The 13,485-nt window shown below is 64.5% G+C and carries 13 protein-coding genes; 6 read left to right on the forward strand and 7 right to left on the reverse strand.

Annotation, left to right across the window (positions count from 1 at the left end; translation table 11 throughout):
- Together K3175_RS12385 and K3175_RS12390 are read right to left on the reverse strand one after the other, a co-directional pair.
- Entirely contained in the window at positions 1-765 is a 765-nt protein-coding gene (locus K3175_RS12385; RefSeq protein WP_221543684.1) for an SDR family NAD(P)-dependent oxidoreductase, read from the reverse strand.
- 49 nt (positions 766-814) lie between these two features.
- Positions 815-1,594, reverse strand: coding sequence for an inositol monophosphatase family protein (locus tag K3175_RS12390; RefSeq protein WP_221543685.1), 780 nt, complete (start codon positions 1,592-1,594; stop codon positions 815-817).
- A 121-nt stretch (positions 1,595-1,715) separates the two neighbouring features.
- Here K3175_RS12390 and K3175_RS12395 point away from each other — a divergent pair, with 121 nt between their 5' ends.
- Positions 1,716-2,681: a helix-turn-helix domain-containing protein gene (locus K3175_RS12395; RefSeq protein WP_221543686.1), complete on the forward strand. Its 966-nt coding sequence runs from the start codon at positions 1,716-1,718 to the stop codon at positions 2,679-2,681.
- A gap of 39 nt (positions 2,682-2,720) precedes the next feature.
- On the opposite strand, the gene K3175_RS12400 is transcribed toward K3175_RS12395, so the two are convergent.
- Positions 2,721-3,656 (reverse strand): ribose-phosphate pyrophosphokinase, encoded by a 936-nt coding sequence (locus K3175_RS12400; RefSeq protein ID WP_221543687.1) that lies wholly within the window; start codon positions 3,654-3,656, stop codon positions 2,721-2,723.
- 145 nt (positions 3,657-3,801) lie between these two features.
- Positions 3,802-4,773 carry a class II fructose-bisphosphatase gene (gene glpX / locus K3175_RS12405; RefSeq protein WP_221543688.1) on the reverse strand — a complete coding sequence of 324 codons (972 nt, stop codon included), beginning with the start codon at positions 4,771-4,773 and terminating at the stop codon, positions 3,802-3,804.
- Positions 4,774-4,863: 90 nt separating this feature from the next.
- Here glpX and K3175_RS12410 point away from each other — a divergent pair, with 90 nt between their 5' ends.
- Complete coding sequence (locus K3175_RS12410; RefSeq protein WP_221543689.1) at positions 4,864-5,517, forward strand: hypothetical protein; 654 nt, start codon at positions 4,864-4,866, stop codon at positions 5,515-5,517.
- On the opposite strand, the gene K3175_RS12415 is transcribed toward K3175_RS12410, so the two are convergent.
- Complete coding sequence (locus K3175_RS12415; protein WP_221543690.1) at positions 5,471-6,778, reverse strand: homoserine dehydrogenase; 1,308 nt, start codon at positions 6,776-6,778, stop codon at positions 5,471-5,473. The two genes, K3175_RS12410 and K3175_RS12415, sit on opposite strands and share 47 nt — an antisense overlap.
- 161 nt (positions 6,779-6,939) lie before the next feature.
- The gene (locus tag K3175_RS12420) at positions 6,940-7,767 is read right to left on the reverse strand and encodes a hypothetical protein (RefSeq protein ID WP_247710880.1); all 828 of its coding nucleotides are present in this window, start codon (positions 7,765-7,767) and stop codon (positions 6,940-6,942) included.
- Positions 7,768-8,144: 377 nt separating this feature from the next.
- Between K3175_RS12420 and K3175_RS12425 the strand changes: the two genes are divergently transcribed.
- From K3175_RS12425 to K3175_RS12440, 4 genes are all read left to right on the forward strand, one after another.
- Entirely contained in the window at positions 8,145-8,816 is a 672-nt protein-coding gene (locus K3175_RS12425) for an energy transducer TonB (protein WP_247710881.1), read from the forward strand.
- 47 nt (positions 8,817-8,863) lie between these two features.
- Positions 8,864-9,679: a MotA/TolQ/ExbB proton channel family protein gene (locus tag K3175_RS12430; RefSeq protein WP_221543692.1), complete on the forward strand. Its 816-nt coding sequence runs from the start codon at positions 8,864-8,866 to the stop codon at positions 9,677-9,679.
- A 78-nt stretch (positions 9,680-9,757) separates the two neighbouring features.
- Positions 9,758-10,288 (forward strand): ExbD/TolR family protein, encoded by a 531-nt coding sequence (locus K3175_RS12435; RefSeq protein WP_221543693.1) that lies wholly within the window; start codon positions 9,758-9,760, stop codon positions 10,286-10,288.
- Between the two features lie 46 nt (positions 10,289-10,334).
- Positions 10,335-10,778 (forward strand): ExbD/TolR family protein, encoded by a 444-nt coding sequence (locus tag K3175_RS12440; protein WP_221543694.1) that lies wholly within the window; start codon positions 10,335-10,337, stop codon positions 10,776-10,778.
- A 179-nt stretch (positions 10,779-10,957) separates the two neighbouring features.
- Here the strand turns inward: K3175_RS12440 and K3175_RS12445 are convergent, their stop codons facing one another.
- Positions 10,958-13,426, reverse strand: a complete 2,469-nt coding sequence (locus K3175_RS12445) for a ligase-associated DNA damage response DEXH box helicase (RefSeq protein WP_221543695.1) — start codon at positions 13,424-13,426, stop codon at positions 10,958-10,960.
- Positions 13,427-13,485 lie beyond the last annotated feature (59 nt).

Below are 13,485 nucleotides of genomic sequence, written 5' to 3' on the forward strand. Positions count from 1 at the left end.
TCAGTGCTCGTAGATCATCTTGACGGTCATCCCGCCATCGACATTGAGATGCTGGCCGGTGACGAAGCCCGCCCCGTGCAGATAGTCGACCGCCGCGGCGATGTCTTCGGGCGCCCCGATCCGCCCTACAGGATGCTGGTCGCGGTCCTTGTCGCGGTGGTCGGGATGCGAGCGCGCGGCGCTTTTCTGCCATGGCCCGGTTTCGATCCAGCCGGGGCGGATCGCATTGACGCGGACCTTGGGGCCGAGCGTCACCGCCATGGAATGGGTGAGCGCATCGAGCCCGCCCTTGGCCGCCGCATAGGCGAAGGTTTCAGGCTCGCTCATCACCGCGCGGGTGGAGGAGATATTGGCGATGCTGGCCGTTTCTGCGCGGCGCAGCAGGGGGATGGCCGCGCGGCTGACGAGGAAGGCCGCCGTCAGGCTGGCATCGATCCACCCCTGCCACTGCGCCAGCTCGACATCTTCCAGCGGGCCGCAATAGGGATCGGCAATGCCCGAATTGTTGACCAGGCAATCGAGCGGGCGGCCATCCAGCCATTCATCGATCCGCTCGAACGCGCGGGCGACTTCGCCTTCCTTGCCGACATCGCAGGTGAGCAGCAGGGCTTTCTCCCGCGGCAGCGCGTCCCGCAGTTCGGCCAGCGCATCGGCATCCATGTCGAGGCCGATCACGTTCCAGCCCTTGCCGGCAAAATGCATCAGGGTGGCGCGGCCAATTCCGTTGCCCGCGCCGGTGATCATGATGGTGGTTTCCTGAGTCATGCCATCCTAACGCGCAAGCCGGGAAAAGGGCGGGAGCAGTAAGGCCCGGTCAGTCGTGGCCCATGGCCTCCAGCACGTCTTCCAGCCGCGCCGGATCGCCGATGGCCAGCACGGTGCCATCGCTTTCGGCATGCAGCGGTTCGCCCGCCCAGTCGCACATCAGGCCGCCCGCGCCTTCGACGATCGGGGCCAGCGCGGCGAAATCATGCAGCTTGAGGCCCGCTTCGCAGACGATATCGACATGGCCGCTGGCGACGAGGCCGTAATTGTAGCAATCCCCGCCATAGATGATCTTGCGTTCCGCCACGGCCTTGGCGAGGCCCATGAAATGGTCTGCCTCGTGGTCGGAGAAGTGGTGCGGGCTCGTCGTGCCCAGCACGGCATCGGACAGTTCGCGGCAGGGCGCAGTGCGCACCGGCTTGCCGTTGAAGGTGGTGCCTTCGCTCATCCGGCCCGCCCAGCGTTCGCGAGCGATCGGCTGGTCGATGATGCCGAGCACGGGAAAACCGTCCTGCAGCAGGCCGATCAGCGTGCCGAAGATCGGGCGACCGGCGATGAAGCTGGTGGTGCCGTCGATCGGATCGAGCACCCACTGGCGCCGCGCCCCTTCGTTGCGCGTCCCGTATTCCTCGCCGATGATGCCGTCGTCCGCACGCTCCGCCTCGAGAATGGCGCGCATCGCGGCCTCTGCCGCCTTGTCCGCTTCGGTCACGAAACTGCGGTCCGCTTTCTGCTCCTCGCTCCATTCGCCGCGGAAAAGCGGACGGATCGCCTCCCCGGCAGCATCGGCGAGGCGGTTGGCGAGTTCGAGATCAGAAGGGGTAGCCATAAGGCGCATTTGACAGGTCGAGAGCTTTGGTCAAGGTGTGAAGGAAATGCCAACTCCCTTCGGGTCGCACTGAAGGGGCGCAGATGATTATTGGTAAAAAGAAGGCCGACAGGCCGCCGTCATGACCGTGCAGAACGCACCGCCAGCCATGGTGTCGGCAACGGGTTCGACACCCGAGGGCATGCCCCTGTCGCACAACCGTGCGCCAAACGAATGTCTCCAGCCGTGGATCGCACGGCTCGGGGTGACCGCCGTCTCCCTGCCGCAAGGCCAGAGCATAGCCTGCGGGGCCTTTACCGAATTTCCGCTGATCCGGGTGATCTATGGTGCCCCGTGGACAGCCGCTACTGCCAGCGGCCTGAAGACGTTCGAACCGGGCGAAAAGGGTCTGGCGCTGTATTTCGGCCCCTATACGAAGAGGATGGACCTCACTGCACACGGCAGCTTCAAGGTGGTGTCCATCAATTTCGCGCCGGGGGGCACGCGGGATCTGCGCCTGCCGGACCCGGGCACGGTGACCGACGAAGTCATGCTGCTCGACAGTGCGATCGGTGAAAAGGTGCCCGTGCCCGACCTTGCCCCGGATGATGATGCCATCACCTGGATCGCCAGCGTGGAAGACCATCTGGCCGCCGAATTCGCCCGGATAGGCCCGCCCCGCCCGCCATCGATAGTGCAGGATTTCGAGACGCTCTGCCTGACCGATCCGGGGGCCTCGCTCGATGATTTTGCCGATGCCCACCGGATCACGCGGCGCACGCTGGAACGGGTGATAGGGCGCGAGTTCGGCGTGTCACCGCGCTTTGCCACGCGCCGTGCGCGGGCGCTCGACATGGCGGCGGCGCTGCTCAACATCGCCATGGAGGACGAAGAGGCCGAACTGCATCTGCGCTATTTCGACCAGTCCCACCTCACGCGCGAAATGCACCAGTTCTTCGGCATGACGCCGGGCAAGCTGCGCAAGGGCGCGCATCCGCTGCTGCGGATCAATCTGGAAATCCGCCAGTCGCGCAGGCTGGAACTGCTCGAACGCCTGTCCGGCGACGAACCGCGCCCGTGGCGCGATCCCGACGCGGAGCCCGTCTGAAACGCCGCGCGCGATAGGCCGCGCGCGGCGAAAACGGGATCAGTCGAACAGCGAGCTGACCGAACTTTCATCGGCAATCCGGCGCACCGCCTCGCCGATCAGCGGCGCGATCGGCAGAATGCGGACCTTTTCCGAATCGCGGACAGCATCGGTCGGCCGGATCGAATCGGTGATGACCAGTTCTTTCAGCGACGAGCCATCCACGCGGGCCACCGCGCCGCCCGACAGCACGCCGTGGGTGATATAGGCCGCGACCGAGGCTGCACCCTGATCGAGCAGGGCCTGCGCGGCGTTGCACAGCGTGCCGCCCGAATCGACGATATCGTCGATCAGGATGCAGTGGCGGCCCGAGACTTCGCCGATGATGTTCATCACTTCGCTTTCGCCGGGGCGATCGCGGCGCTTGTCGACGATGGCCAGCGGCGCATTGTCGAGCCGCTTGGCCAGCGCGCGGGCGCGCACCACGCCGCCCACGTCGGGGCTGACGACCATCAGATCCTGATCGCCGTACCGGGCCTGGATATCCGCCGCCATGACCGGCGCGGCAAAGAGGTTGTCGGTCGGAATGTCGAAGAAGCCCTGGATCTGGCCGGCGTGCAGATCGACCGCCAGCACGCGGTCGGCCCCCGCCTCGGTGATCAGGTTCGCCACCAGCTTGGCCGAGATCGGGGTGCGCGGGCCGGGCTTGCGGTCCTGCCGCGCATAGCCGAAATAGGGAACGACCGCCGTGATCCGCCGCGCCGATGCCCGCTTCAGCGCATCGATGCAGATCAGCAGTTCCATCAGATTGTCATTGGCCGGGAAACTGGTCGACTGGACGACGAACACGTCCTCGCCGCGCACGTTCTCGTGGATTTCCACGAAGATTTCCTCATCCGCGAAACGCCGCACCTGGGCATCGACGAGAGGCATTTCGAGATAGCCTGCAATCGCACGGGCAAGCGGCAGGTTCGAATTGGCGGCCATGATCTTCATTGGGACGAATCCTTGGGCATTTGCTGCGGTCGGCCCGCACTAGAGGGCTGACCCCAAAACGCAACAATTGGCACGCGTGCGGGTGGGGGATAGGCCACCCGCAAGGCAGGCAGGCGGGGAGGCGGCGGCGCGCGCGCCGCCAGCCTCAGTCGCGGTGTTCGCCCTTGATCCAGCGCACGGTGCCGCTGGACGCGCGCATCACCACGCTTTCGGTCGTCATCGTGCCGTCCCGGCGATATTTCACGCCTTCGAGCAGGCTGCCGCTGGTCACGCCGGTGGCCGCGAAAATGCAGTCGCCGCGCACCAGATCATCGCGCGTGTAGATACGGTCGAGATCCTCGATCCCCCATTTGCGCGCCCGCGCCTTCTCGTCATCGTTGCGGAAGACGAGGCGGCCGTTGAACTGGCCGCCGACGCAGCGCAGCGCCGCTGCGGCCAGCACGCCTTCGGGGGCGCCGCCCTGGCCCATATACATGTCGATGGTGGTGTCCTCATCGGTCACGGCGATCACGCCGGCGACATCGCCATCGCCGATCAGCACCACGCCGCAGCCGATTCCGCGCAGTTCGGCGATCAGATCGGCATGGCGCGGCCGGTCGAGCACGCAGACGATGATGTCGGACGGCTTCACGCCTTTGGCCTCGGCCACGGCGGTCACATTCTCGGTCGGCGTTTTGGCGAGGTCGATGATGCCGTTGGGATAGCCGGGGCCGACCGCGATCTTGTCCATATAGACGTCGGGCGCGTTGAGCAGGCAGCCTTCCGCAGCCGCGGCCAGCACGGCCAGCGAGTTGGGGCCTGCCTTGGCGGTGATAGTGGTGCCTTCGAGCGGATCGAGCGCGATGTCGATCTTCGGCCCCTTGCCCGGCGCGCCGCCGACCTTTTCGCCGATGAACAGCATGGGCGCCTCGTCGCGCTCGCCCTCGCCGATGACCACGGTGCCGTCCATATAGAGCGTGTCGAACGCCTTGCGCATCGCTTCCACCGCAGCGGCGTCGGCGGCCTTTTCATCGCCGCGCCCGATGAGTTTCGATGCCGCCACCGCGGCAGCTTCGGTCACGCGGACCATTTCGAGCACAAGGACACGATCGAGCGGATTCGAAGATGGCGAATTCATTGAAGGTTCATTCCTTGAGCCAGAGGTGCGAGTATGCGGTTCGCGATTGCATGAAATCGTATGCGCGGCGGATAGCCAGAGAGGGGTGGAATGTCGAGACTGGCGCTGTTGGCCCTGGGCTTTCCCTTATTCGTGCCCCTGTTCGTGGTCGCTGCGGTCCCGGGCGCCGCCCAGACCATGCCGCCGGCGCAGACGGGCCGGGCGCCGGGCAAAATCGACATCAGGGTCGATACGACGCCGGAAGCCGGGACCTATGAGGATTGCGAAGACGATCAGGATGCCGCGGCCATCACCGGCGAAATCGTCGTCTGCCGCAAGCGTTCGGGTGATGAGAATCGCCTCTATGACAAGGAAAGCGCCGAGCGGCGTCATGCGCAGCGCACGATGAACCATAACGAGATACCGGCACCCGATGTTGCAGGGGACGGGATTTTTCGGGGGCCCGCGACCGTTTCTGGGCTCTGCTTCATTCCCCCTTGTCCCAAGCCGCCGGCTTACATGATCGATTTTGCCACGCTGCCCGATGCTCCGCCCGGCTCCGACGCTGACCGGATCGCGCGCGGGCTTGCGCCGCGCGGCAACAGTAATGGCACGGTCACGCCGCCGCCCGCCCCGGCGCAGGGCCAGCAGGACAATGCCGAGGTGCTGGGCCTGCCGCCGCCGCTGGAGACGGACGAGGCCAGCCGCCCGGGCAAGGTCAGTCGCTCAGGATCGGCATCACCAGAGGACGAGCCGTCAGGCTAGGCGATCCGTCGAGCAGGTCGAGCGCCTTGGTGACGCAGCGTTCGGGCCCCTCATGCGTGACCATCGCCACCTGCACATCGCCGCCATCCTTGTCGCGCCCGCGCTGGATCAGGCTCTCGATGGAAACATCGGCATCGCGCATGGCGGCCGTGATCTCGGCGAGCACGCCGGGCCGGTCGGCCACGGTGAAGCGGATATAGTCGCGCCCGATGCGCGTGCCGGGATCGGCCGGAGCGCATTGGACCAGGCTGGTCGTCGGGACTGAGAAGGGTGCCCCGCTCTGCCCGCGGGCGATGTCGATAAGGTCGGCCACCACGGCGCTGGCCGTGGGCTTGTCGCCCGCACCGGCGCCCTGGAACAGAAGACGGCCCGAAAAATCGCCTTCCGCCACGACCGCATTGGTCGGCCCGGTGACGGCGGCCAGCGGATGGCGGAACGGCACGAGGCACGGCCGCACGCGCTGGAGAAGGCGGCAGTCCTCGCCTTCGCCCACCAGCGCCGCGATCCCGACCAGCCGGATGACATAGCCGAGCGTGTCCGCCTGCTGGATATCGCTGGCCCGGACCTGCGTGATGCCTTCGGTCTTCACATTGGGAAAGTCGATCGTCGTGCCGAACCCGATCGCGGCGAGAATCGCCAGCTTGTGGGCAGCATCGACGCCCTCGATATCGAAAGCCGGATCGGCCTCGGCATAGCCCTTGTCCTGGGCCGCCGAGAGCATTTCGGCAAAATCGGCCCCGGTCTGCTCCATCTCGGAGAGGACGTAATTGCAGGTACCGTTGAGAATGCCGTAAATCCGCGTCAGCGCATTGGCCGCCGTCCCTTCGCGCAGGCCCTTGAGCACCGGAATGCCGCCGGCGACCGCCGCTTCGAAGGCGAAAGGCGCGTTATGGATCGCCGCCGCTTCGGCCAGCTCCAGCCCGTGATGCGCAACCATGGCCTTGTTGGCAGTGACCAGCCCCTTGCCCGCATCGAAGGCCGAACGCGCCAGCGTCAGCGCCGGACCGTCGGACCCGCCGACCAGTTCCACCACCACGTCGACATCCTGCCGCTGCGCCATGGCCTGCATGTCGTCGACCCAGGCATAGGGTGCCAGATCCACCCCCCGGTCCTTGCCGCGTTCGCGGGCGGAAACGGCCACGATCTCGATCGGCCGTCCGGCGCGCGCGGCGATCATGTCCCGGTTCGTCTCGATCAGCCTGATAACGCCCGCCCCGACGGTTCCGAGCCCGGCAATGGCGATTCTCAATGCATCAGCCACGGGCACCGCCCTGTTTCAAAGAGCAGACTGCTAAGCCTGCCGGGCAGAGTTTTTCAACGAGCGGATCAGCTTCATCACGAATACATGTCATGGCCGGGGGCCTAGCGCATGGCCGCGGCATCCGTGAACCAGTTTGTCTTGAGCCTGGCTAAGCTGCGCATTCAGAGCGAGCGTTCGCATGCCCCCAGCTGCTGGATCACGAACGCATAGTCGCGGCTGGCAATCTCCCTTGCCCGCGTATCGCGCGACAGGTTCGCTTCTCCGGGGAGCTCGGCCGGCAGGCTGCAGGCCAGACGGTACCATTCCACCGTGTTTTTCTGCGGCGGGCGCGCGGACTGGTCGACGATTTCGGTCCAGGAAACGCCCCAGCGCGGCTGCTGATTGGGCCGCCGGACAACCGTGATCGAGACCGGTTCGTTATTCGCGGTGTCGAGGAAAAGCTGGGTTTCCGATTCGCCCGTCAGCGCACCTTCCACTGCCAGGGCATCGGCGATCCGGGTGATCCGGGGCGGCGCGTCGGCGGCCACGAGCGATGCCAGAACCGGCCTTAGGCGCGCTTCCAGTTCGGGAGTATAAGGCTGCTGCGCGTCCGGCCCCACCAGTTGCAGCGAACTGGGCTTGCCCGGAACGCTGCGCGCGAAGAGCAGGACTTCCTGCTTCTTCAGCTTGGGCACCTTGCCCTTCTGCGTCAGCGGGACATCGACCAGATAGGTCAGCTCCTTGCCCAGCGGGACATTGCCGGAAAGCAGGGCAGCCGTTTCGGCCTCGATGAAAAGGCGCACATGACCGGGCGCGAGACCGGGCGCGCGCTCAGGCTTGAGCGCGACCTGGTCCGTGATCCTGGCCCGGACCACCAGCGGCGCCCCGTCCGCCAGATCGACGATGTCCGCATACGTAAGCGCGGCAGGAGCGGGAGCCTGGGCGAATCCGGGGGCGGCGAGGGCCAGAAAGGCGGCGGCTCCCAGCAAGGGCTTATTCAATGAATACAAAGCAGACCTTCCGAAAATTCCTGACGGTGACACAATCTTGCAAACCAATCGAAGTAATTATCCGTTCCCTTCACACAAGGGCGTGAATCGGCGCTTAACCGATAAAGCGTTTGCTCCACATGTCCTGCAACGCTAAGGGGTGCGGCAGGACTGTGCTAATGATACAATATTGCCGGATCGTTGCGTTTTGCGACGTTATCGGGAACAAGCCCAGCCATGCGCCATCGTACCTCGAACGGGATCGCGAAGGTGTTATACGGAATGCGGCGTCGGGGACACGGGCTGGTGTCCACCCCCACGGCGCCGAAAAATGGCCCGATGCAAATCGGGCGGACACGATGGAGTGATGCAACCGAATGGCTTATGCTGACCAACAGATGAGTGGGAATCGCGTCGTCGCGATCATCATCGTTGCCATTATCCACATTGCCCTCGGTTACTTGCTCATCACAGGTCTCGCTATCGATGCGGTGAAGAATGTGGTTGAGCGCGTAACGACGATCGACGTGGAAGAACCCCCGCCACCGCCGCCGCCGGAAGACGAACCGCCGCCGCCACCGGAAGATATTCCGGAGCCGACGAGCCCGCCTCCGCCGGTTTCGCCGCCGCCGCCGATGAACATTTCGCCAGCGCCGCCGACGATCCGGACGACTCCGAATATTCCGCCGCCGGCTCCGCCGACGCTGCGTATTCCGCCTCCGGCACCGCCGGCACCGCCCGCGCCCGCGCCGGCACCGCCAGCACCTTCGAAGGCTCGTGGTGCATCGCCGGACGGCCTGAACCGCTGGGCTGCGCGAATCCAGGGTGACTATCCCTCCAGCGCGCTTCGTCGCGAAGAATCGGGAACCGTCTCCATGCGCATCACGATCGGTGCCAACGGCCGCGTCGAGGCGTGTTCGGTAACCGGCAGCTCTGGTTCGAGTGCGCTCGACGACGCAGCCTGCCGCGGCATGCAGCGTTACGCACGGTACAATCCGGCACTCAACGCAGCCGGGGACCCGATCTCTTCTACCACAACTCAATCGATCCGTTACGTGCTGCCCGACTAAGGGACGTCAGCAGCCTAAAAACGTCTATTTCAAGAGGATAATCCGCTATGTTTTTCACACTTCTCGCTGCTGGAGCTGATGCGCCGCAGAGCTCGTTCGGCTTCCTTCAGGCAATGGAAGAAGGCGGCCCCGTTGCGTGGTCGATCCTTGCGGTCATGATCATCATGTCGGTCGGTTCGTTCTACATCCTGTTCACCAAGTTCTTCGAACAGCGTAAGGTCATGAGCCAGTACAAGGACGTGCGCGGCGGCTTCTGGCGCGCCAACACGCTCAAGGAAGGCTCGACCAAGCTCGAAAAGAACAGCGCATGGCGCCAGCTGGTGGACGATGCAGTGTCTGCCGAAGAAAAGCATGCCAAGCTGAACGACAGCCTCGAAGCCCACGACTGGCTGCACGGCTCGCTCGAACGTTCGGAGCACGCCATCATGGCCAAGCTCAACGGCGGTCTGCCCTTCCTCGCAACCGTGGGTGCTACCGCACCGTTCGTCGGTCTGCTCGGAACGGTTATCGGTATCTACCGCGCCCTGATCAACATCGGCATGGCCGGCTCGGCCTCGATCGACAAGGTTGCCGGCCCGGTTGGTGAAGCACTCATCATGACCGCCATCGGTCTGCTGGTCGCAGTTCCGGCCGTGTTCGCCTACAACTGGCTGCAGAGCCGCAACCGTCGCATCGCCGACATGATGAGCGGCTTCTCGACCGACCTGCTTGCAAACATCAACTCGAGCGGCGCCATCAAGCCTGCTACGATGACTGCAACCTCGACGCAGGCTTCGGGCAAGGCAGCTGCTGGCCGCACCACCACCACGGCGACCACGCCTGCTGCCGGTGCGACCACCACCACCACCACGACCAAGCGCTAAGCAGGGCACGCGGGCGGCAGGCGCCGCCCGCGTCCTTCGCGTCAATCGTGTGAAATTGAATACGGATAGGATGTAAATATGGCGATCCAGATGGGAGGCGGGGCAGACTCGCCGATGTCGGACATCAACACCACTCCGCTCGTGGACGTGATGCTGGTGCTTCTGATCATCTTCCTGATCGCGGTTCCGGTCGCGATCCAGACCATCGAGCAGCTGGAAATTCCGGTGATCGAATCGGTCGAATCGAAGGATAAGGTCGAAAACCTCCTCCTGACGGTCAGCACCAGCGACGATGCGGGCCTTAGCGCCGGCGATTCCGGCTACAGCGGTGCATCGCGCACCGGCGAATGCCGCGTCTACTTCAACAACCTTACCCCTGTGACCTCCGAAGAACTTTATGATCGCGCGTTCGAGCGCCTGGACACCATCGTCCAGCGTGCCGGCGGACCCGAAGCGATCATGGACGACCCGGAAAAGATCCCCCAGGTCCACATTCGCGGCGACGTCAACGCTCCGTGGTCCTGTGTTGCAGGGGCGATCTATAACGTTCAGGCTGCCGGTTATCCGATCGTCGGCTTCATTTCGAACCCGATTGATCCCAACGCCTGAGCGTAACGCGCGACGGCCCCGGACAAGAATTCAGGAGTAAACCACCATGGCTATGGCAGGCGGCAAGGATGATGGCGCCCCGATGATGGACATGAACATGACGCCGTTGATCGACGTCCTGCTCGTGCTCCTCATCATGTTCATCATCACCATTCCGATCGCGACCCATTCGGTCGACATCGATCTTCCGCAACCCAATCCGAATCCGCCCCCGGTGGATGTGGAGCCCGACAAGAACAAGCTCGTCCTCACCCAGGATGACCGGATGCTCTGGAACGGTGAGGAAATCCAGATGGGCGACCTCGTCAACCTTCTCGAGCAGTCGACCCGGATCAACCCCGAGCCGGAGCTTCAGTTCGAGCCGGAAGCTCTCGCAAGCTACGACCTTTCGGCCAGCGTGCTTCAGGTCATCAAGGCCAGCGGCGTTTCCAAGTTCGGCTTCGTCGGCAACGAGCGCTACCGCACGTTCGGCAAGGCCGGAATGCAGTAAGGCTCGAAGACCAGAGTACTTGCAAAAGGGGGCGGAGCGATCCGCCCCTTTTTCTTTGCCCCCACGTAAATTGCCCAGCCCCTCTCAGCAGACCTCCGATAACGGCGTGATCGGCGGCAGATATTCGGCCCGAAATGTGAAGCATGGTCGGTGCGTGGGACCGACTCGCTCCTGAAGCGCTAATCCAGCAAATCCTCGTCGAGAGCGCTCACCCGCATGGCGGCACTGGCGAGGTCTTCCGCTTCGAGCAGCAATTCATCGTCCACGGCGCCCTGAGGGGTCGCCTCGCGGCCGATCATCACCATGACCGGCACGGCCAAGGGGCTAACCCTGTCGAGTTCCACATGCACCAGTTCGCGAGCCGAGCGATCGAGCAGATCGCCGAGCCTGCCCACATCGGTCATCCGCTCACGGGCATCGGCCCAGGCGGCTTCGAGCAGGACATGGTCGGGCTCGTATTTGCGCAGGACGTCGTAGATGAGATCGGTCGAGAACGTGACCTGCTTGCCGGTCTTGCGCTTTCCGGGGTGCTGACGCTCGACCAGCCCCCCGATCACCGCCACCTCGCGAAAGGCGCGCCGCAGGAGGTGCGAATTCTGGACCCATTCCATGAATTCATCCTGCAAGATGTCAGGTGAAAGCAGCGGGGCCGGATCCTCGACGGGTTTGAGCCCCCAGACGGCCAGCGAATAGTCATTGGCGACGAAGCCGCCGGGCAGCAGCCCCCTGTCCTCCATGCGGCGGGTAATGAGCATGCCGAGGCTCTGGTTCGCATTCCAGCCCTCGAACGTATAATAGACGCTGTAATGGCGCTTTGCGTGGGGGAAGCTCTCCACCAGCAGCTGGCCCGGCCCGGGCATCTGGCTGCGCCAGTCCTGTACTTCGAGCCATTCGCGCACATCGTCGGGAAAGCGCGCCCAGCCCGGCCGGTCGACCAGCATGGTGCGCACCCGCTCGGCCAGATGCGTCGTCAGCGGCATGCGCTGGCCGCCGTAACTCGGGATCATCGCATTGGAGGTGGCCGCCTTGACCAGCACCTCCATATCCTGGAGCTTGACGACCTCGAGGCTCATCCCGGCAAAGGCGAAGGTATCACCCGGAGACAGCGAAGCGGCAAACCGCTCCTCGATCTTGCCGAGGCTCCGCCCTCCCCGCCCGCGGCCGGAATTGATCCGCACTTCAAGCATTTCGCTGTCGATGATGATGCCTGCATTGAGCCGGTGCCGCGCCGCCTGATCGGGATGGGTCAGCCGCCAGACGCCGTCCTTGTCGCGCACTATCCGCTTGAACTTGTCATAGGCCTTGAGCGAATAGCCGCCGGTCGCCACGAAGGTCAGCACGCGCTGCCAAATCTCCTCGTCGACCCAGGCATAGGACAGGCTGGAGCGAATTTCGCCCAGCAGCGCCTTTTCCTGGAATGGTCCGGCGCAGGCGCATGCCATGACATGCTGCGCCAACACGTCGAGCCCGCCCGGCCTGAAATCCTCGCCATCGCGCTGGCCTTCATCGACGGCTTCCTTGGCAGCCGTGGCCTCGAGGAATTCGAACCGGTTTCCCGGCACCAGCAGCGCCCGGCTTGGCTGGTCGAGCCGGTGGTTGGCCCGCCCGATACGCTGAAGCAGACGCGAGGACCCTTTGGGCGCACCCATCTGGACGACAAGGTCGATGTCACCCCAATCGACGCCCAGATCGAGGCTGGCGGTCGCGACCAGGGCGCGCAGTTCGCCGCGCGCCATCGCAGCTTCGACCTTGCGGCGTGCCTCCTTCGAAAGCGACCCGTGATGAATTCCGATCGGCAGAGTGTCCTCGTTCACGTCCCACAGATGCTGGAAGATATATTCCGCCAGAAAGCGCGTGTTGGTGAAGACCAGCGTGGTTCTGTTCTGCCGAATCTCTTCATAAAGCTGCGGTATCGCCCATGTCGCCGCGTGGCCGCCCCAAGGTACGCGCTGTTCCTCGGGCAACAGGATCTCGACTTCGGCAGGCGCACCTTCTTCACCGTTCACCAGCGCCACGCTGTCGATGTCGCCCCACGGTGCCAGCCACTCGCGGAAGGCCTCGGGATTGGCGACGGTTGCCGATAGCGCTGCCCGCTGCAGGTCGGGCGCCAGCGCTTGCAGGCGCGAAAGCGCCAGCGCAAGCAGATCCCCGCGCTTTCCGGTGGCGAAGGCGTGGACCTCGTCGATCACGATGCGTTTCAGGCCAGCGAACATCTCTGCGCTGTCGGGATAGGACAGCAGCAGCGAGAGGCTTTCCGGGGTCGTCAGAAGAATGTTCGGAGGCTTGGTGCGCTGGCGCTTCTTGCGGTCGGAAGGCGTATCGCCGCTCCGCGTCTCCACCGTGATGGGCAGGCCCATCTCATCAACGGGCGTAAGCAGATTACGCTGCACGTCGTGGGCCAGCGCCTTGAGCGGCGAGACATACAGCGTGTGCAATCCCGTTGGCGCTTTACCGCCATTGCGCGAGGGTGCGAATGCCGCGAGCGTAGGCAAAAAGCCGGCCAGCGTCTTACCGGCACCCGTGTCCGCCACGAGAAGGCTATGCCGGCCTTCGTCGCTGGTGTGAAGCATGTCCCGTTGATGGCGCCGTATGCGCCAGCCCCGGCCCGCGAACCAGTCGGCGATTTCAGAAGGAACGGCGCTCTGCATCTCTGCTCAAGCGAAGGAGCGAGAACGCGGTTCCCCCGATTGCGGAGCGGGAGACGAAG

Source organism: Qipengyuania aestuarii (assembly GCF_019711535.1).
GTDB lineage: Bacteria > Pseudomonadota > Alphaproteobacteria > Sphingomonadales > Sphingomonadaceae > Qipengyuania > Qipengyuania aestuarii.